The organism is Duganella flavida (genome assembly GCF_009857445.1).
GTDB classification, from domain to species: domain Bacteria; phylum Pseudomonadota; class Gammaproteobacteria; order Burkholderiales; family Burkholderiaceae_D; genus Rugamonas; species Rugamonas flavida.
The window spans coordinates 307,967-326,324 of the sequence record NZ_WWCN01000003.1 but is presented as its reverse complement, the minus strand read 5'-3'; the positions used below and the strand labels follow the sequence as shown (position 1 = coordinate 326,324).

The following is an 18,358-nucleotide window of genomic DNA, read 5'->3' as shown; positions in this document are numbered from 1 at the left end:
TTCTCCATTAAGCCAGGCGCACGGCGAGCGCGGCCAGCGTGATCAACAGTACCGGCAAGGTCAATACGATACCGACGCGGAAATAGTAGCCCCATGAGATCTGAATATCCTTGCTCGCCAGGATCTAGGAGATCGTTTTGCGAGCGCTTAGCGGAGCAAAAGTATTCCGCTTCATCATCCGCGACTAAGTTACCTTATATCGTAGGTGCAATACACCACGCTCCAACTGAACTACGGATTCAAGATTTAGCACTACCGGTGTGCCTTCGTTTCTTTCAAACAGCGCAGGAGCGCCGCGCGTGCCATCCGCGAAAGGCATCATTAGCAAGGTGATTTCGTCAATCAGCCCCGCGTCGAGGAAGGCGCCATTCATACCGCCGCCACCTTCCAGCAGTAAGCGCCCGATGCCGAATTCCTGTGCCAATTTATTCATTGCCGTCGGAAGATGAAGCTCAGACGCGCCAGCGAAGAGATACGAAATGCCGTCACGGCGCAGTTCAGCCAGATAATTATCGGAGACGCTTTCGGGTACGACAAGAACCAATGGATCGCCATTGGCACGATCAATATTCAGATGCAATTTTCCATGACGATCCAGCGCGATGGCGTAGGGACCCGAGTGTGCGTGAGGTGCTTTCCACGTTTCACGCGCGAAGGTTTCGTTGCTGACAACCGGCTTGGCTTCTCCGACTGCAAACTCTGCCATTGATACCGGACCGACGAGCCATGCATCACCCTTTAGTTGCTGGTGTATATCCTCATACAACGCGCCTATGGCGAAGTCTTTTGGCCAATGGGTCGTAACGATGCGACCGTCAATGCTAGTTACCATGTGCATGATGACGTGTGGTTTCATATATTCTCCGTTCAGTTAGACGAATGGTTGATACGCGAAGTCTTGAATGCCAACACTGCGGCGATCAACAGAAGGACTGAGCTGACGATAAAGGTGACGCGGTAGCCGCTGCCGTCGAACAGCATGCCGCCGATGATCGATCCCAGGGCGATACACAGTTGGATTACCGCGACCATCAGACCGCCGCCAGCTTCGGCATCTTGGGGTAGGGCTTTCGCCAGCCACGACCACCAGCCGGTAGGCGCTGCGGTAGCCATCAACCCCCACAATCCAAGGAGCACAAATACAACGGGTACCCATTCGCCGAACGCGATTAGCCCCGATGCGATGACGGCCATCAACAGAGGAATCACTATCAGCGTACGATACATGCTCCACTTCAGCAGCGAACCGATGACCAGCGTGCCCACAAATCCGGCTACGCCGATTACCAGCAGCACCATCGATAAGGTGCCGAAGTCAACGCGTGTCACAGTTTCCAGGAAGGGACGCACATAGGTGAACAGCACAAACTGTCCCATGAAGAACGCGCCAACCGCGAACATCCCTGTCAACACCAATGGTCGTTTCAATAATCCAAATACATTGGCTGACGCTGTGGTACGCGGCGCAACCTTCATCGATGGCAAGCTGATCCATTGCCATACCAGCGCGATCAGCGTTAAAGGCAACAGCGCAAAGAAAGCACCACGCCAGCCGATGGTGCCGCCGAGATAGCTACCCAGTGGCGCAGCGACGACGGTAGCTAGTGCATTCCCTCCATTGAAGATCGCCAGTGCCTTGGAAACGTTATTTGGCGGAACTAGGCGCATGGCGACAGCTGCAGACATTGACCAGAATCCACCAACCACTACACCAATCAGCGCGCGACCGAGCATGTAGGTCACGTAGGTGGTCGCTGTGCCGACCACCAGGCCTGAAATCCCCATCAAGGCGGTCAGCAATAACAGCAAGGTCTTGCGGTTCATCGTGCCGGCCAGCGTAGATATGGACAGGCTGGTCAGCACAGCGAAGGCACCAGAGATCGCGATCCCGTAGCCGGCCAAGCCTTCGCTCACACCAAGCTCTTTCGCGATCGGTGTCAGCAGACTAACAGGTAAGAACTCCGATGCAATCAGCGTGAACACGCACAGTGTCATCGCAAACACTGCCCCCCAGTGTGCGGGAATGCTAGCTGACTCTCCATTCGCAGCATGATCGCTTATCGCGACCTCGGATAATTGTGCGCTCATAGAATACTCTCAAAAAATTAATCGGATGATGCTGCTGCGGTGCCCGTTGAAAGCAACAGCTTTCCGGTAGTGTGGCGCCCTTGCAATAAGCGGTGGGCCTCTGCAGCTTTAGACAACGGGAAAATTTGGAAGATTTCCTGCGTCAACCAGCCTTCCAGCACCCCCGTAATGACGTCATGCGCTCTTCGCTGCAACTCCTCCGTACTCTGCAGGAAATGCTGCAGATCGCCCCCTGACAGTGATACCGAACGTGGCATCAACGCATTCGGACTAATCGGGACGGCTGGACCGCTGGCTGCGCCGAAGATCACAATATGACCGCGCACGGCAATAGCATCGAGGTTTGCATTAAAGGTGGACTTGGCGACGCCGTCGATGATGAGATCCGCACCGTGCCCCTTCGTTAATCGCATAGTCTCCTCGGCAAAATTCTGCTCCGTGTACACGATGACGTCATGGGCGCCGACACGTCGGGCGACCTGCGCCTTTTGAAGTGTCGATACAGAGCCGATGACATGGGCGCCAAGATGCCGTGCCCATTGCACCAGCAGTGAGCCAACACCGCCGGCAGCGGCATGAATCAGTACCACATCACCAGGGCCTGGTTTGCGGAAATCATGTATCAGGTAGTGGGCCGTCATTCCTTGAAGCGGGATTGCCGCACCCTGCTCATACGAGAGCGTATCCGGCAGGGCAATCAGACTGCCCGCAGGGACAATGCAGGCCTCCGCGTACGCCCCCGGCTGCCGTCCGAACGCAACGCGATCACCGCGCTTGACGTGATGAACTCCCGCCCCAACCTCTTCCACCATGCCCGCCGCTTCGAGCCCGGGAATGAAGGGCAGAGGTTGTGGGTCAAAGCCGGTCCGACGATAGATGTCGGCGAAGTTGACGCCGATCTTGGCGATGCGCACCAGCGCTTCTCCGGCCTCGACCCGTTTTAGTTCGCGTACCCGCATGACAAGCTGTTCAGGTCCGCCATATTGATCAACGACGATGGCTTTGACTTTTATCACGGTGCTCTCCGGTTCAGGCGGCCAGATGTTGGGTGAAGAACTTGGTCAACTTGTCCCATGGGATCAGGGTGATTCGATCATAGAGATCGACGTGACCAGCACCCGCAACCCAGGCCAACTCTTTGGGCTCTGCCGCCAGACGATAGGCTTCCTCGCTAAACTCTTTGGAGTGTGCCTGGTCACCTGCGATAAAAAGCAGCGGGCGCGGAGCGATTGTCTCGATATCGTTAAAGGGATAAAAATTCATAAAGCGGACTTCGCTGCTCAACATACGGTTCTGCGTGAGCTCCAGCGTCCGTCCTTTCGGAATGGCGATGCCACGTGGAGTACGGTAGAACTCCCAGAATTCGCGCGTTACCGGGTCTGTATCGGCGGTTGGCTTTACCGGCAGATAATTCAGGAACTCGCCTTTCCCTGTGGCGAATTCGCGGTAGCGTTGTTCAGCAGCCTTGACCAACAGCGCTTTGCGTTGTTCAAGAGTGACCGAGTGCTTCAAGCCATTGCGGGTGACTGCGCCCATGTCGTACATGCTGACGGTGGCAATCGCTTTCATGCGAGGGTCAATTTTGGCGGCGCTGATTGCGAAGCCTCCGCTACCACAGATCCCCAACACACCAATGCGGTTGCGGTCGATGAAATCTTGCGTGCCGAGGTAATCGACCGCTGCGCTGAACGCTTCCGAATAGAGCTCCGGCGCGACCAAATTACGGGGCTGTCCATAGCTTTCACCCCAGAATGACAGATCAATCGCCAGCGTCACGAAGCCTTGCTCCGCCAGCTTTTGCGCGTAGAGCATCGAGCTTTGTTCCTTCACCGCCCCCATAGGATGGCCGACAATAATCGCAGGCGCTTGAGCACGTCGATTCAGATTCTTCGGCGTGACTAGGTTACCTACGACGGCCATCTGATACTGGTTTTTAAAATGTACTTTTTGAATGCTGACTTTGTCACTTTGGTAGAAATTGTCGGCACCGTCGGACGTACTTTGCGCTTTTGTTGGCGAAGCAGCGAAGGCCGCGTTACCTGCTACCGACAGTACACTTAACGCGGCAAGGGTAGCGCCGGCGTTTTTGACAAATTCGCGGCGTTCAGTAGCCGATGCAGTCAGGGACGGTGCGCTTTCGTTAATAGTCATACTCATTTCATTGCTCCTCAAATGATCAGGACTCCATCTTGCTCGATTTGATTTAGTTTGATTAGTGGGTACAATCTTGATGTTCTTGTGAAAAAAACTCAGCAATGAAAAATACCAAAGTTAATGATCTGCAAGCGTTTCTGGCCGTTGCCCGGGATAAGAGCTTTACCAAAGCAGCGGCCAAGCTGGGGGTAACGTCGTCAGCTCTGAGCCATACAATGCGCGCGCTTGAAGAAAGGCTTGGGGTACGCCTTCTGGCGCGAACAACGAGAAACGTATCCTGCACGGAAGCCGGTGAGCGGCTAATGGGTGCAATCGCTCCCTTGTTCGATCAGATCATGGTCGAGGTAGATGCTTTGGGTGAACTGCGGGAAAAGCCGAGCGGCACAATTCGCGTGACCTGCACGGACGACTCAATCGAGCTTTGCTTAAGGCCCATGTTGGCCTCCTTTTTGCAGAACTATCCAGACATCTCATTGGAGCTATACGTGGACTATGGCTTTACGAACGTTGTCGAAGAAAGATTTGATGCGGGTATTCGGTTGGGCGAAGCCGTGAGCAAGGACATGATTGCCACCCGAATAGGTCCTGATTGGCGATTGGTCGTTGTCGGCTCGCCTACCTATTTTGAACGCAACGCGCCGGTCCAGACACCTTATGACTTAACAGCGCAAACTTGCGTAAATATCCGGCACCGCCCATCAGGCTCTATTTACGCGTGGGAGTTTGAAAAGGACGGGAAAGCATTCACCGTAAAAGTAGAAGGACAACTAGTCTTTAACAGCATCGTGCACGTCCTTAATGCCGCGGTGGATGGTGTTGGCCTTGCCTACGTTCCTGAACAACTGGCGGCGCCTTATCTGGCCAAAGGGAAGCTCAAACAGATTTTGCCGGAGTGGTGCCCTTACTTTCAGGGCTTTCACCTGTATTACCCTAACAGGCGCCAAGCATCACCAGCTTTCTCAGCATTTGTTGAGGCGGTGAGGTATCGATAGTCCACTTCTAGTACTGCTCGACTTCTACATTTTCGTTTGCTCGCAGAATTCTCACTCCAATTGACCCGCCTTCCACTGTCTGGCAAACGCCACCACGCGGTCGTAGACCCTTCATGACCTGCTACCCCAGCTATTTGAGGTCTAAATGGAGCTGCTTCAAATTACGTGAGTATTAGCATTGACCCCGCAATTATTTAGCATCGGGCACCCGTGCTCGAGTCATTTGGTCAACTGTACTGCGCATCGTTACCTTGAATTAACTAACTAGCAAAGTTAATATGTGGATACCATAAACAGGTGGTGCGCTCGGTCGCCACCCAATCCCGAGAATAACCAATGGATATAGGCCAATATTACGAAAGGTCGGATCTATTGCTCGCTGCGATTGTCAATGCAGGCGTCAATATTCAAGCTCAGCTCGGATATGAGCTAGCATTACATTTTTTGCAGAACCAAAGAGTGCCCAGCTCTGTTATTCGCAGAGTTTTGGATGATCACAGTGCACGCCGCAGTACTGCCTTAGAAAACGAGGCTAAACGTCATGCGCGTAATGGGCCATAAGCGGTGACCCATAATTGAGTCGGTGAAAGGCTATCATCCTTCCAATCGGCTATTGATTATGCATAAAGGCTCTATCTAACGAGGTCTCTGCGTACCCGACAGCAGCTGCTCTAGCACTTCAGTGTGATGTCGATGAGGCGTCGTGATTGCGTAAAATCGCTCTTGTAACAGATCGGATTGCCCAACGCGAACCAAGGAACCGGACTGCAGTTCGTCCTGAACCACCACTTCTGGGAGAACAGTCACCCAGCCACTGTCGCGCGCGATCAAACGTAGCATGGCCATGTCATCTACCTCAGCACGCACCCGAGGTGTCACGTTACTCGAAGCGCACAGAGCGTCGAACTGGGCCCGAATCGCGCTACGCGGCCCTGGCAGCGCAATGTCTAGGCTATCGAGATCATCTGGCACACGCAAGCTGAGCGGCTCCCATAGGTGGGCAGGGCCGACAAACGAAATGGCCTGACTGCCCAGAAAATGGCAGTGCAATGGGCGGTTCACATCTGAAGGTACCGTTTCGTTTGCCAGAACCACGTCCAGTTGATGTTGGATCAAGCGCGTCAACAGACCGTCCAATAGCCCAGATTCTAGCGTCAAAACCACGGTCGGATCTGTTAGCAATGGGCGAATCCGGTTCTCCTGATAGTTGCGCGATAACGTTGCCACGCTGCCAATGCGCAGGCGGGTCACGCCTTCACTGCGGCCCTGCAGGCGGCCCAGCATTTCCCTGCTCAAACCAAAAATCTCTTCTGCGTAAGACAGCACAAGTTGGCCAGTATCGGTCAGCACCAGACGGCGCGCCTCACGGGTAAACAAAACTTCCCCAATGCGATCTTCCAGTTGACGTATCTGTGCCGACAGCGCGGACTGCGACGTGTGTAACTCCTGAGCCGCTTGGGTCAAATGACCGACCTTTGCGACGTGCCAGAAATAGAAAAGATGATGGAAGTTCAATTGTTCGAGCTTCATTGTTCTGTTTTGAGTATAGATTTGGTCTTATTAATGTATTTTACAGAACTATAGACGATCGGCATCATTGGGGCAATGTCCAACTACGAGGTCTGGCTATGAACAACGTTTTACTCGCGATGGTGACATTGATGCCTGCTCTCATGATGTTTGCAGCCATGCTGCTGTCCCGATGGCCATTGCGCTCGGCTGCTCGACTTTGGCGTACGTTCATACTGCTTTCAGCGGTGGCCTTGGCATTCAGTTTGATCGCTGCATTTGCCGGTCAGCAACTCCCAGAAGTACGTCCCTGGTTACATGCAAGTCGGTTGGGGCTAGCACTGGCGGTTCTGGTGCAATTGCTATGCACGGTCATAGCTGCCTTTTCTTCACGCTACCTTGACGGAGAGGCGGGGCAGCAGCGCTACGTTTCGGCACTGGCTGGCGTTATGGCCGCTGTTCATCTGCTCTTGATGGCGGATCACTGGGTGGTGCTGGTCACCGCATGGGCTCTGGTGGGCGGCGCGTTACAGCATTTGCTGTGTTTCTATCAGGATCGCCCGTTTGCGTTGCTCGCGGCGCACAAGAAGCAGATCGCAGATCGCCTAGCCGATATGTTGTTGTTAGGCGCGGCTATCCTAGCTTGGAGGGAGGTGGGAAGCGGCTCGTTATCGGATCTTTGGGCGCATGTCGCTCGTGAAGGGACGTCCACTTCATTGCAGTTTAGCGCCGTGGGGCTGGCGTTGGCCGTCATCCTTCGTACGGCCCTGTTGCCGGTGCACGGATGGCTGACCCAAGTAATGGAAGCGCCAACTCCGGTGTCCGCCCTCCTGCACGCAGGCGTGGTCAATCTCGGCGGCTATGTCTTGATTCTCTTTACGCCGCTACTGGAGCAGGCTACGGTGGCTCGCACGTTGCTGGTGGTGTTTGGTGTTGTTACGGCCGTGCTGGCAGGCATGGTGATGCTGACCCGCATTAGCATCAAAGTTAGACTGGCATGGTCCACGGTAGCCCAGATGGGGTTTATGTTGCTCGAATGCGGGCTGGGCCTTTACAACCTAGCTGCCCTGCATTTAATCGGGCATTCGCTGTACAAGGCACATGCCTTTCTTTCAGCCTCAGCGGTCGTGCGGCAGACCCGCCTCCAGGCCATGCGCGGTAAGGATTCCCCATTGGGCCTTAGCTTGTTGTTTGCTCCCGCTGTAGCAGTAGCTACGGTACTGCTGGCTCAGTGGATGGTCGGAGGCGGAGTGTGGCCCTGGTGGTGGAGCGTAATTTTGGGCTTGGCTTGGGCACCTCTGTTGTGGTTGCCTGTAAGACGCACCAGTGTGGTGGCGAGTGGCATACAGGCAGCATGGGGTGTGCTCATGGTGGCAGGCCTGACAGGCACCGCTTTGCTGGCCCATGCCTTGCCGCTCGGAGTTCAAAACGCGCCAGATTCCACACTAGGCCTGATCGCAGTGACGGGCATGATGGCTCTATACGTCTTTCTAGCGACTCTGCAACTGCGCCCACATGCTTTGCTAACGTGGCGGCGCTGGAGCTACGCGGGGTTTTATTTGGATGAAGCCTACACGCGGCTGGCCCTGCACCTTTGGCCCGCCCGCTGGACACGCGAGCCATTCAATAATGATCGTCAACAAGTGTTTACATTAATTGCAGCCAAAGACCCGAAATGAGCACGCTCAAGGAGAACCACATAATGGAAATGACGAACAACGGTCAACCGCAGCGCCATGGTAGGAAAGAAGGTGTCGCTCTTGCTGAAGCCGTAGATGTAACGCTGCACCATCAAATTGAGACTGCGTGCAGCCAAGCTTGCCAAGCCATTGCACCAGCGTGGCCGCTGGATCGGGCCATCGCGGTGAATCCGCACTGGTCACGCATTGGTATGCCGCTGCGCAGGGTTGCCGCCAGAATGGCTGTGCTCGGCGGTGTCCAAGTATTCCCTCGGCGAAACCAGCAGAGACAAGCTTGGCTAGAGGGCAGAATCTGTCCCGCCGATCTCGATCATGCGTTGCGCCAAGTGGCCGACGCCCGATCAGCTGGGTTGACGTCCGGGCAGTGCCAGCAAGCCCTTCACATCGAGCCTCCAGTTCAACAATTGGCGCTACTAATCGATGTGCTTGACAATGATCAGCAACGGCATACCCGACTGTCCTGGAAACAGGCCATTACCCATCAAGTAAGTCAAACTTGTGCGGCCTATTTTGATGAGCAAGCCGATTGGCAGCCGGAGCGCAAGCTGGGCTTGTATGCGTTCTGGCGCGACACTTTGCAACATGATCACGGCATTGGTTTGCTGATGGGACTACCCCGACTGGGCCGCGCGCTCAATGCACTGCCCGCCACAAGGCAAGATGCCGAGCGCTGGGTGCTTAAGCGTTTAGGACTGCCTCAGGTGGTGTGGGCCGACTACCTGGAATCGGTCCTGCTTACGGTCAATGGCTGGGCCTCTTGGTGTGCCTACTTGGGCTGGCAGGCTAGACTGGAAGGTGGCGAGGATCCACATCTGAGAGAGCTGCTAGCTATTCGTCTGGCTTGGGGCTTACTCCTGCTGGAGTGTAAAGACGACGCTCAAGCCGTGCAGGCATTCACACTCGTGCAGCAAACATGGGGGCAAGCACCAACCGTATTGAGACAGGCCGAACAGGCTTTATTGGTCGACGAGGTGTGGCAGGTGGCACTGGAAGTCGGCTACCAGCGGGATCTGGCGCAGCGACTCCTTTCGGTGGCCGACCCAACGGAAGAATTGCCAGCGGTTGAAGTACAGGCCGCCTTTTGCATCGATGTGCGTAGCGAGCCATTGCGCCGTGCGCTTGAAACCGCGTGGCCAGCCGTCCAGACCATCGGATTTGCAGGCTTCTTCGGCCTACCGGTGGCCTATACCCCGCTGGCCACCAACGCAAGGCGACCTCAACTTCCGGGGCTGCTCGCACCGACTACCGAGGTGACCGACTGCTTATTGCCCACCAACGCATCCGAAGGTGTGTCTGGCGAAGTATTGCAAGCTGCGGCCAGCCGGTCCCGCTTGGCGCGTTTTGCTCAGACCAAGCAATGGGATGCCACCGGCCGCTGGCCCAGCACGGCGTTTTCTTATGTCGAGTCGGCGGGACTTGGCTATGTCGGCAAACTTGGACAGTGGCTACTACCCAGCAAAAAGGCCAGAGCACGGGACGATCTCGAGGGCCTTGCTGCCCGCTATCGCGCCATTTGCCGGCCACAAATCGTTGGATTGAGTCTGGATGCCAAGGTGTCATTAGCGGCTGCGGTGCTGCATGCCATGGGCCTGGATAAGAACTTGGCGCCTTTCATATTGTTGGTCGCGCATGGTAGTCAATCGGCCAATAACGCTCACGCGGCGGCACTCGACTGCGGTGCTTGCTGTGGCCAAACCGGAGAGGTCAATGCGCGCAGCTTGGCACAGCTACTCAATGCGCCCGCAGTGCGATCAGGGCTACAGGCTCAAGGGATTACCATTCCCAAGGAAACCTGGTTTTTCGCCGCCTTGCATAACACCACCACCGATGAAATCGAAGGCTTTGATATTGACTTGCTGCCCGCTGCCGCGCATGCCCGGTGGAATCGTTTGCAGGATGCATTTGCTCACGCTTGTGATCAGGTGCGCAGAGTAAGGGCGCCGACCCTCAACCTGAACCCTACCGCTCCTCGCAAAAAACTGCTGGATAGACTACGCCGTCGCGCCAATGATGGCGCACAGACACGCCCTGAGTGGGGGTTGGCGGGGAACGCGGCGTTTCTGATTGCACCCCGTCAGCGAAGCCGTGGGGTGGTACTGGCGGGGCGCTGCTTCTTGCACGACTATGATGCCACTCAAGATTCGGATGGTAGCGTACTTGAGCTGTTGATGACCGCGCCGATGGTGGTCACTAATTGGATCAACTGGCAATACCACGCTTCGACTTGCGATCCCCTGCACCTTGGGAGTGGTAATAAGGTGCTTCACAACGTAGTGGGAGGAAACATAGGTGTGTTCGAGGGCAATGGCGGAGACCTGCGAATCGGCCTATCTCGCCAGTCACTACACGATGGTGATCGGTGGGTGCATGAGCCGTTGCGCCTCACTGTGATCATCGATGCTCCACAGGAGGCAATTGAAACAGTCATTCGTAAGCATGCAGTTGTCCGGCAATTGCTGGAGAACGACTGGCTTCATCTTTGGCGATTTCAGGCAGATGGCTTTGTGCGCTACGTGCACGGGGACTGGGCAGATGTCCTCGCGCAAGGATATTAATGCTTCCGGATTCCGGACTACTTTCTGGAGGTGAGCGAGGCACTTGAGTTGAGCGCGCCGCTTTTACCAGTTTTGGATTAACGTCACACGGAAGGACCGGGATTCAATCGGATGAAAGTGGACATCATTCGTCGGGGCAGCTTCACCTCGCAGTTGTGACGTGTAATAGTAGTCGATGGCCGAAACCTTGCGGTTCGCCAAGTTGAAGCCTTCGAATTCAATCCGTGTTTTTGGGCTAATCTTGTAGCCGATGCGTCCATTTAACGTCATGCTAGAGTGTGACCGAACGCTGTTGTCTTCCACAAGCGGCCGAGGTCCAAAATAACGTAGGCGCAGTGCGCCGGACCACGGGCCCAGATTATCGACCGTCAGCGCCAGTTGGCCCACGCCTTCGACGGCGCCTTCGATGTAATCACCTGCAAGCGGCTCACGATCACTTGATCTGGCGTGCGCAAATGCCACATCGAAGTCTATTGACAACCACTTCAAAGCCTTGTAATAGTTCGAGAATTCAATGCCGTAACGGCGGCTGGGCCGGCCTGGTGCAGTCGTACCAGCATCGCCGGCATAGGTCAGCTCAGAGTCGAAGTCAAGCCGGTAAAGCGACAGTGACATTTGCATTTTCGGAATTGCTTCAGTACGTAGGCCTACTTCCATTCCCTTTGAACGCACCAGACCAGATACGGAGCTCATCGCTTCGCCTGTCTTGGGATCGACTTTTGCGACCGTGCCACGCGCATCATTACTGTGGAAGCCGTTACCCAAGTTGACGTAAAACTCGGTCTGCGACCAGGGGCCGAAGATTAGATTTAGTGACGGGTTAGCCATGCCAGTATTTTTACTGCCGCTATTGGCCGACAGATCACTTTTGACGTCGAACCGGTAGCGATCCGCGCGCAAACCTGCTACGGTTCTGAATGTGTCTGTCCAGCGCGTTCCGTTTTCCACGAACAGCGCACCGCTTGTTTCGACGATGTGATCCTGTCGAGTAATGGACAGCACCTGCTGCGCCTTGGTGTGATTTAGACCATTGATGATGCTGTCGTTTTGAACAACAGCCCCAACCGTCCAATCGGAAATTTGCCAGGGCCCGTCGTGTTGATACCAGGTATGCGCTGCGACAAAGCCGGTCGTCACCCGACGATCCGGCTGGGCGAACTGGTCGCCATTGACCGGATCACCCAGAAAATACGTAAAGTTTGAGAACAGATCTAGCCGATTGCGTATCACATAGGCGCTCACCTTCGATTCTGCGTCCCCAGTCGTTAGGCGCCATGTTCCGGACAAGCTGAGGCGCTTCGAGGCACCACCATCAGTCGGGTCGATCGCATCGAAACGGGCTATCGTGCCTGCGTTGACAGCCCGCTCGGGGATCTGGTCTGTCGAATTCCAGTTGGCGCGGTAGGCCATTGCTGTGACGCTCCAGCCGTTGTCGGCATACCCCTGACTGTAGCGCAGCACGCCGTTGTATTTGCGATAATTGTCCCCCTGTGTGAACGGGCCATTGTTGTGCACGGCCTCCAAAGCGTAGAGCAGGCTGCCAGACCCTGCATCCGTTGATGCCGCCAGCGCAGCGCGGCCGTAGCCGTTTAGACCGCCACTTAGTGTGGCGATATTTTGCGGTAAGCGATTGGCGTAGGTAACTGTGGCGCTGCCAGCGGAGGCAAAGTCGCCTTGGCGCGCGGAGTAAGGTCCCTTACTGTAGTTCAGACGGCCGACGAGTTCTGGGACAAGGAAATTCAGATCGGTCCAGCCTTGGCCGTGCGCGTGACTACGCTGATTAACCGGCATGTCGTCGACAAACGTCGCCAGATCTGTCCCATGATCCAGATTAAATCCTCGCAGATAATATTGATTCGCCTTACCCTCACCGCTATGTTGGCTTACTATCAGACCCGGAGTGGCTTCGAGTATTTCCCCTGGTCGATAGACGGTTCGCAATTCCAACTCGCGCCCGGTCACCCTACCCTGATTTGCAGAGTCGGTCACACCTAGCTGACTTGTGCGGGACCCTTCAACAAGTACACGCTGAATGACAGGATCATCGGCAAAGGCGTCATTTGAGAGCAAAAGCGCGGGTAACAGATACAGCAATGTAAAAGGAGTTGGGCAAAGCTTGGGCATTGAGGATCTCGTGGGCAGAGAAATTGCGGGAAGACACCCAGCTGTTGGATGGGCAGCGCATTTCATAAACTTTTAGGATTGCGACGATACCTAAGTCAGAAAGCAACATTATTACGTTAGACAAGTGAGCAGCCTACTCGCTGATACACCGCAAGTCCATCTGCGCAGCGTCTACTAGACGCCGGAATGAGATCGCTCATGAAAGCGCGTAATGGCGGACATCAATGTTGACTTAGCGCATAAAATGCTGCCTGCTTAACTTCGCTGCCGGGATGACGAGCCATCAAGTATTGCAACGCCGTCATCAATGGTGTTCCATTATCGATAGTTGCAAGTACTTTCACGATCTGAAGCCCTTGACTGATATTGGAAGGATGCCTTAATGCACACGCAACGAGTGCATCGGCAGCAAGCCTATCTTTCCGCCAACCTAGTGCGAAAATTGCAGTGGAGCGAACCTCAGTGCGCTGGTCAAGTAGCATCTTCAGTAGCATGCTCCGGCTTTCAACATCACTTAGATACCCTACTCTCTGCTGGCAAGACGGGCAAGTCGGACATCCTGTCTGCAAAATTTGAAAGCAATGCGAACAAAAGATCTTTTCCATGATGTCTTCCCTCGTCATCTGGACTACGATGTCACACAGTCTACACTTAGCAGCAATGGGATACTTGGTCATGCGCAGTTTCGATATTAAAATCAAGCGTCAATGCGAATGCCCGATGTAGTTTCGATACGGTAGGCCGATCATGGTCTGCTGCGAGGCTAACCTGCGGTATCAGCATTGATTAATTTCGCGAGATCAACAGGTTTGGCGAATCGATTCGCTTTAGCGCCGCTATCTGTTAGCAATGCCGTCAATTCTTGCATTCAGGGCTGAAAGCAGCGTTGTTGGGGGGCTTAACACATCAGCGTAGTCCGGGCGGTATGTTTGCCAACTCCGAATGCATCGATACCGAACTCGTCGGTAAGCGCGATTTCTTCTAGCAAGGCCTCAAGCCTTTGTGCCAGATTTTGGCGGGAGAAAGTCGATGCTGATGCTATGTTTTGCAGCGCTAGCCGAAAAATTCCGTATTGCTCTGATGCGCGAGCAAACGGCACCTTGAACATGCTTAGATTGCATTTAAAGCAACGATTCAATCATTTGAATCTCGGAAGAGTGTAATTCAAATTCGACGATCGCCAAAGCCTGCTTCATATGTTCATCCGAGGTCGTGCCGGTCAGGGGAATAATATTGCACCCGCAAAGGAAACGAAAAAAAATTTGCGCTGCGGTACGCTGATATTTCTTCGCGAGGGCCAACAATACCGGATGGGCCAACACGTCGGGATTTGCCGACAGAGTCCAGAAGCTTTGATAGATGATACGGTGTTGTTGACAAAATTTGCGGATAGTCTTGTCATATTGAGTTTGGGCATAAAAGCGGTTCTGCAATATGACAGGCTTCACCCGGGCCGTGTGATACAGATGTTCCAACTGTTTGAGATTGTAAAAGTTACAAACTCCCAACTGCTTGCAGCCATCGCGATCAAAAATATCTTCCATAACCCGCCATATTTGCATGGTGTCTGTGGGCTCGGACAAGGGGGAATGCAGCAGCAAAGCATCCAAATAGGTAGTTCGCAAATTGTCCAGAGAGCGCAGAAAAGACTGTGCGACCTGATCGGTCAAACTAGCGCTGGGATCGTAGGGAACATTGCTCGACTCTTGGCAATTGAGCGGCGAAAATTTGCTTTGGATGTATAGATGCTCGCGCCTTAAACCACTGCGCAATGCAACAGCCACGCCTTCGCCCACGCCGGCTTCATTGTAATGCTGAGGCTGGCAGGCGGTATCGATACCTCTAAACCCCAGATCAATCGCTCGCTCAACCAAGCCAGCGGTCTTCTCCTTTTTCCAAGCTGTGCCGTATATGGGTAAAGGCACACGAACATTGCTGGCAGAAATCAAAAAATTGTCGCCACTCATGGAGGGAGTCATCAAGTCCAGCAAATATGGAAACAAGAAAAGGGAAAACTGCGCCCTGAATTTCGCCAAGACGCAGTCGTACCACCTAGACGACTTTATGCACGTGGTGCCGCGTTCATGCAGGCTGCGGGCTTGGGCGCTGCGTTCATGCAAGCGGCTGGTTTGGGTGCTGCGTTCATACAGGCGGCTGGTTTGGGTGCTGCGTTCATACAGGCGGCTGGTTTGGGTGCTGCGTTCATGCAAGCAGCTGGCGCAGGTGATGCGTTCATGCAGGCGGCTGGCTTGGGTACTGCGTTCATGCAGGCAGCTGGTTTGGGTGCTGCGTTCATGCAAGCAGCAGGCGCAGGTGATGCGTTCATACAGGCGGCTGGCTTGGGTACTGCGTTCATGCAGGCTGCGGGCTTGGGCGCTGCATTCATGCAAGCCGCAGGCGCAGGTGCTGCGTTCATGCAGGCGGCTGGCTTGGGGGCTGAATTCATGCACGCCGCGGGTTTGGGTTCAGCAATGGCACTGGACAGCCCTATATCCGAGGGATAACTGCCCACTCGCTCCAGAGCGGCTAAGGTCTGTTTGTAGGCACTCCGGTAAGGCGTCAGATCTTCATTGCCAGCAACCGGATCATGGTCCAGAAAACGCGAATACATAATTTCACAATGATGCTTGTAAAGACGGGTATGTAATATGTGAATATGCCAATAGAGATCGACGTCTTTTGTCGCGACAAACTGCCCATAAAAATCAACTGCATAGAGGCTTAGAAAATCTCTATATTGGGATTCGATCACTTGTGTTTTCTCGTCAGACCATCCATATTCTTTCTGACAGTACTTACTAACACCAGTCAAAAGCAACTCTTCCGACTTTAGTCTTTTCTTCTTAAATTCATCAATAGATATATTTTCGTTTGTGCAAAAGCTAAATTTCTGAACGGCAGATGATTCCGTATTATTAACAGTTTCCATGATATCAAAAGCCATTGCAACCTCCATTTTAGAATTACTAATTTTAAAATTCACCCTAGATTTTACCCATTGATATGAGGAAAATTGCTATTCATACGAAATACATTTAACATGAAATTTATTAAATTCTCTATTTTAAATACTACGAATTATGCGGACGAAATTAATCAATGCAGAGGCGGCTTGGCACTCCAGCATTGAACGTATGCAGAGTACCATCTCTGCCGCATGGAGATATTCACAGATTGTCACGATAGTGAAATTAGCTTGCACTTCTAATAATTTCAAAAATTAAATCAAGCATATGAAGGACATCTCTAGAAAACTGGCACGCACTTCGCTCGTCCGGTAAAACTCTGTCCTTGCGCCAATCCTGAGTTCGAATGCCCTTAAGGGGTACCCATGCTCCTGCAGCTAGAGTAAGTGCTCCTGTCACGCCCGTCCCCGAAAAACGATATAAACCGTTTTCATAACTATCGCGGGAGACGGCGCTACCATCTTGGGGGCATATCCCTTGCAAATCAAAACTAATTAATTGCAAGTCTCACAATTTAATTTATTTAATAATTTTCTTGCAAATGAAAAAAAATGGAATTAACCTAGGTATGCTTTCTTTAAACCTCTAACGCTGTCCTTCGAGTGAAAACGCACTTTCATTACAATAGTAAATGTTTCGCTGCGAATTTCCCCGCTAATACGCCATTAATTTCCAAAAGAAAACATCAAAACTAGGAGGTAGTCATGCCACAATATCAAACCAGAGTGGAAACAGATGTTATCGTCATTGGCTACGGCTCTGCTGGCGGCACCAGCGCTTTGACAGCGGCGCGCCACGGTGTGCAGGTGTTGCTGTTGGAAAAGGCCGACCAAGCCGGTGGCAATTCGTTAGTATCGTCGGCAATGATGACTTATCCGATATTGGAAGAGCAAAAACAGCAATTTGTCGATTACCTGCATCAGGTAACCCATGGCACCACTCCGAAAGAACTGGTACAAACCTTTGTCGATGGTCTGCTACTCAATCCGCAATGGTTTCGCGATCTCGGCGGCGAATTGGAAGTCTATGATTATAAACAAACCGACCCCAGCATTTCGTATTACATCCCCGATAAAACATTTCCCCAATTGCCGGCAGCTAAGGGGCTGAACCTGCAGTTACGCCGTCTGAAACAGACCGCTACCGTGCCGGAACGCACTGGCGGCGCCAGGGTCTGGCATTTAATTAATCGCAATGTCGAAAAAGAAAAGAATATTCAAGTGATGACAGGAACCGCTGTCGTCGAGATCGTCAAGAACACCATGGGTCAGGTCATCGGCGTCATTGCCGACCATGCTGGCGAGCGCTTCTTCTGCAAAGCTCGTAAAGGCGTGATCATGACCTGCGGCGGCTTTGAATATGATGCTGAGTTGAAAGCCCAATATCTGCGTCCACAAAAGATTCAGGCCTCCGGTTCGCCCCACAACACCGGCGACGGCGTGCGTCTTGCGGAGAAAGTCGGCGCGCAACTATGGCATATGGACGCCGAAGCGAGCGCCATCGGCATCAAGCCAGACGGCTGGGATGCCGGATTCGTGCTGACGGTAAGGCGGCCCGGCTTCATTTACGTGGACAGCCGCGGCGACCGCTACGTCAACGAGGCACGGCTCGAAGCGCACAACGCGGGCGCGGCGATCGGCGAATTCAACCTGCCCGCCTATGAATACTCGCGGCTGCCCTCCTTCCTGATCATGGACGAGGAAAACGGCCGCGGCGCTCCGCTGGGGATGGATATCTTCTCGTACAACGTTGTCGTCAAAGGCTACCAGTGGAGCAAGGATAACTCAGCCGAGATTGCCAAGGGCTGGATTCAGGTGGCGAATGACTTGCCGGAACTGTCGCGCATCACTGGCATCGAACTGACAGCGCTGACCGCCACCATCAGCAATTACAACGCTCAAGCCCGCGCTGGCGTGGACCGCGACCACGGTCGCCCGCCAGAAACGCTGAAAGCTATTGAGGCCCCCTACTACGTCGCCACGATCGTGCCGCTGATGTACAACACGCAGGGCGGCCCGCGCCGCGACGAACACGCCCGCGTGCTCGACCCGGACGGCAAACCCATTCCTCACCTGTTCGGTGCCGGCGAATGCGGTTCGATCTGGGGCTTCAAGTACCAGACGTCGACCAACTTCTCGGAAACCATCGTCTATGGACGCATCGCTGGCGCCAATGCCGCCCAAACGCCATCGGTGGAAGACTTCCGCTCGACGCTGCTGGACTGACGCATCGATAGCGCCGGCATTCGCGCCGGCGCGCTCAATTGGAGA

At 53.9% G+C, this 18,358-nt stretch carries 14 protein-coding genes and 1 pseudogene; 4 read left to right on the top strand and 11 right to left on the bottom strand.

What is annotated here, in order from left to right; translation table 11 throughout:
- Positions 1-7 precede the first annotated feature (7 nt).
- The 5 genes and pseudogenes from GTP46_RS06020 to GTP46_RS06000 form a co-directional block, all read right to left on the bottom strand.
- Positions 8-124 (bottom strand): annotated as a pseudogene (locus GTP46_RS06020) (ArsB/NhaD family transporter); the annotation flags it as partial.
- A gap of 60 nt (positions 125-184) precedes the next feature.
- On the bottom strand, positions 185-856 hold the full coding sequence (locus tag GTP46_RS06015) for a dihydrofolate reductase family protein (protein ID WP_161005704.1): 672 nt from the start codon (positions 854-856) through the stop codon (positions 185-187).
- A gap of 11 nt (positions 857-867) precedes the next feature.
- Positions 868-1,995 carry an MFS transporter gene (locus GTP46_RS06010; RefSeq protein WP_161005865.1) on the bottom strand — a complete coding sequence of 376 codons (1,128 nt, stop codon included), beginning with the start codon at positions 1,993-1,995 and terminating at the stop codon, positions 868-870.
- A gap of 110 nt (positions 1,996-2,105) precedes the next feature.
- Positions 2,106-3,104 (bottom strand): quinone oxidoreductase family protein, encoded by a 999-nt coding sequence (locus GTP46_RS06005; protein WP_202414162.1) that lies wholly within the window; start codon positions 3,102-3,104, stop codon positions 2,106-2,108.
- Between the two features lie 13 nt (positions 3,105-3,117).
- Positions 3,118-4,245: an alpha/beta hydrolase gene (locus GTP46_RS06000; RefSeq protein WP_229258814.1), complete on the bottom strand. Its 1,128-nt coding sequence runs from the start codon at positions 4,243-4,245 to the stop codon at positions 3,118-3,120.
- A 98-nt stretch (positions 4,246-4,343) separates the two neighbouring features.
- On the opposite strand from GTP46_RS06000, the gene GTP46_RS05995 reads away from it, so the two are divergent.
- Positions 4,344-5,234: a LysR family transcriptional regulator gene (locus GTP46_RS05995; protein ID WP_161005703.1), complete on the top strand. Its 891-nt coding sequence runs from the start codon at positions 4,344-4,346 to the stop codon at positions 5,232-5,234.
- Positions 5,235-5,870: 636 nt separating this feature from the next.
- On the opposite strand, the gene GTP46_RS05990 is transcribed toward GTP46_RS05995, so the two are convergent.
- On the bottom strand, positions 5,871-6,764 hold the full coding sequence (locus tag GTP46_RS05990; RefSeq protein ID WP_161005702.1) for a LysR substrate-binding domain-containing protein: 894 nt from the start codon (positions 6,762-6,764) through the stop codon (positions 5,871-5,873).
- Positions 6,765-6,862: 98 nt separating this feature from the next.
- Here GTP46_RS05990 and GTP46_RS05985 point away from each other — a divergent pair, with 98 nt between their 5' ends.
- Both GTP46_RS05985 and GTP46_RS05980 read left to right on the top strand, forming a co-directional pair.
- Entirely contained in the window at positions 6,863-8,422 is a 1,560-nt protein-coding gene (locus GTP46_RS05985; RefSeq protein ID WP_161005701.1) for an NADH-quinone oxidoreductase subunit L, read from the top strand.
- Positions 8,423-8,451: 29 nt separating this feature from the next.
- Positions 8,452-10,998, top strand: coding sequence for a YbcC family protein (locus GTP46_RS05980; protein ID WP_161005862.1), 2,547 nt, complete (start codon positions 8,452-8,454; stop codon positions 10,996-10,998).
- A gap of 63 nt (positions 10,999-11,061) precedes the next feature.
- Here GTP46_RS05980 and GTP46_RS05975 read toward each other — a convergent pair whose 3' ends face one another.
- The 5 genes from GTP46_RS05975 to GTP46_RS05955 form a co-directional block, all read right to left on the bottom strand.
- Positions 11,062-13,122: a TonB-dependent receptor gene (locus GTP46_RS05975; protein ID WP_161005700.1), complete on the bottom strand. Its 2,061-nt coding sequence runs from the start codon at positions 13,120-13,122 to the stop codon at positions 11,062-11,064.
- Between the two features lie 221 nt (positions 13,123-13,343).
- Positions 13,344-13,727, bottom strand: coding sequence for a HEAT repeat domain-containing protein (locus GTP46_RS05970; RefSeq protein ID WP_161005699.1), 384 nt, complete (start codon positions 13,725-13,727; stop codon positions 13,344-13,346).
- A 293-nt stretch (positions 13,728-14,020) separates the two neighbouring features.
- The gene (locus GTP46_RS05965) at positions 14,021-14,230 is read right to left on the bottom strand and encodes a hypothetical protein (protein WP_161005698.1); all 210 of its coding nucleotides are present in this window, start codon (positions 14,228-14,230) and stop codon (positions 14,021-14,023) included.
- A gap of 13 nt (positions 14,231-14,243) precedes the next feature.
- Positions 14,244-15,089, bottom strand: coding sequence for an aldo/keto reductase family protein (locus GTP46_RS05960; RefSeq protein ID WP_161005697.1), 846 nt, complete (start codon positions 15,087-15,089; stop codon positions 14,244-14,246).
- Positions 15,090-15,184: 95 nt separating this feature from the next.
- The gene (locus GTP46_RS05955; RefSeq protein WP_161005696.1) at positions 15,185-16,066 is read right to left on the bottom strand and encodes a UCP032817 domain-containing protein; all 882 of its coding nucleotides are present in this window, start codon (positions 16,064-16,066) and stop codon (positions 15,185-15,187) included.
- Between the two features lie 726 nt (positions 16,067-16,792).
- Between GTP46_RS05955 and GTP46_RS05950 the strand changes: the two genes are divergently transcribed.
- Complete coding sequence (locus GTP46_RS05950; protein ID WP_161005695.1) at positions 16,793-18,313, top strand: FAD-dependent oxidoreductase; 1,521 nt, start codon at positions 16,793-16,795, stop codon at positions 18,311-18,313.
- Positions 18,314-18,358 lie beyond the last annotated feature (45 nt).

What these genes read in the sequence shown, in the direction of transcription:
- GTP46_RS05990 (WP_161005702.1), bottom strand. Translation starts at nt 6,764, where the DNA reads ATGAAGCTCGAACAATTGAACTTCCATCATCTTTTCTATTTCTGGCAC.
- GTP46_RS06000 (WP_229258814.1), bottom strand. Translation starts at nt 4,245, where the DNA reads ATGAGTATGACTATTAACGAAAGCGCACCGTCCCTGACTGCATCGGCT.
- GTP46_RS05955 (WP_161005696.1), bottom strand. Translation starts at nt 16,066, where the DNA reads ATGGCTTTTGATATCATGGAAACTGTTAATAATACGGAATCATCTGCC.
- GTP46_RS05980 (WP_161005862.1), top strand. Translation starts at nt 8,452, where the DNA reads ATGACGAACAACGGTCAACCGCAGCGCCATGGTAGGAAAGAAGGTGTC.
- GTP46_RS05995 (WP_161005703.1), top strand. Translation starts at nt 4,344, where the DNA reads ATGAAAAATACCAAAGTTAATGATCTGCAAGCGTTTCTGGCCGTTGCC.
- GTP46_RS05950 (WP_161005695.1), top strand. Translation starts at nt 16,793, where the DNA reads ATGCCACAATATCAAACCAGAGTGGAAACAGATGTTATCGTCATTGGC.
- GTP46_RS06015 (WP_161005704.1), bottom strand. Translation starts at nt 856, where the DNA reads ATGAAACCACACGTCATCATGCACATGGTAACTAGCATTGACGGTCGC.
- GTP46_RS05960 (WP_161005697.1), bottom strand. Translation starts at nt 15,089, where the DNA reads ATGAGTGGCGACAATTTTTTGATTTCTGCCAGCAATGTTCGTGTGCCT.
- GTP46_RS05965 (WP_161005698.1), bottom strand. Translation starts at nt 14,230, where the DNA reads ATGTTCAAGGTGCCGTTTGCTCGCGCATCAGAGCAATACGGAATTTTT.
- GTP46_RS05970 (WP_161005699.1), bottom strand. Translation starts at nt 13,727, where the DNA reads ATGGAAAAGATCTTTTGTTCGCATTGCTTTCAAATTTTGCAGACAGGA.
- GTP46_RS05975 (WP_161005700.1), bottom strand. Translation starts at nt 13,122, where the DNA reads ATGCCCAAGCTTTGCCCAACTCCTTTTACATTGCTGTATCTGTTACCC.
- GTP46_RS06010 (WP_161005865.1), bottom strand. Translation starts at nt 1,995, where the DNA reads ATGACACTGTGCGTGTTCACGCTGATTGCATCGGAGTTCTTACCTGTT.
- GTP46_RS05985 (WP_161005701.1), top strand. Translation starts at nt 6,863, where the DNA reads ATGAACAACGTTTTACTCGCGATGGTGACATTGATGCCTGCTCTCATG.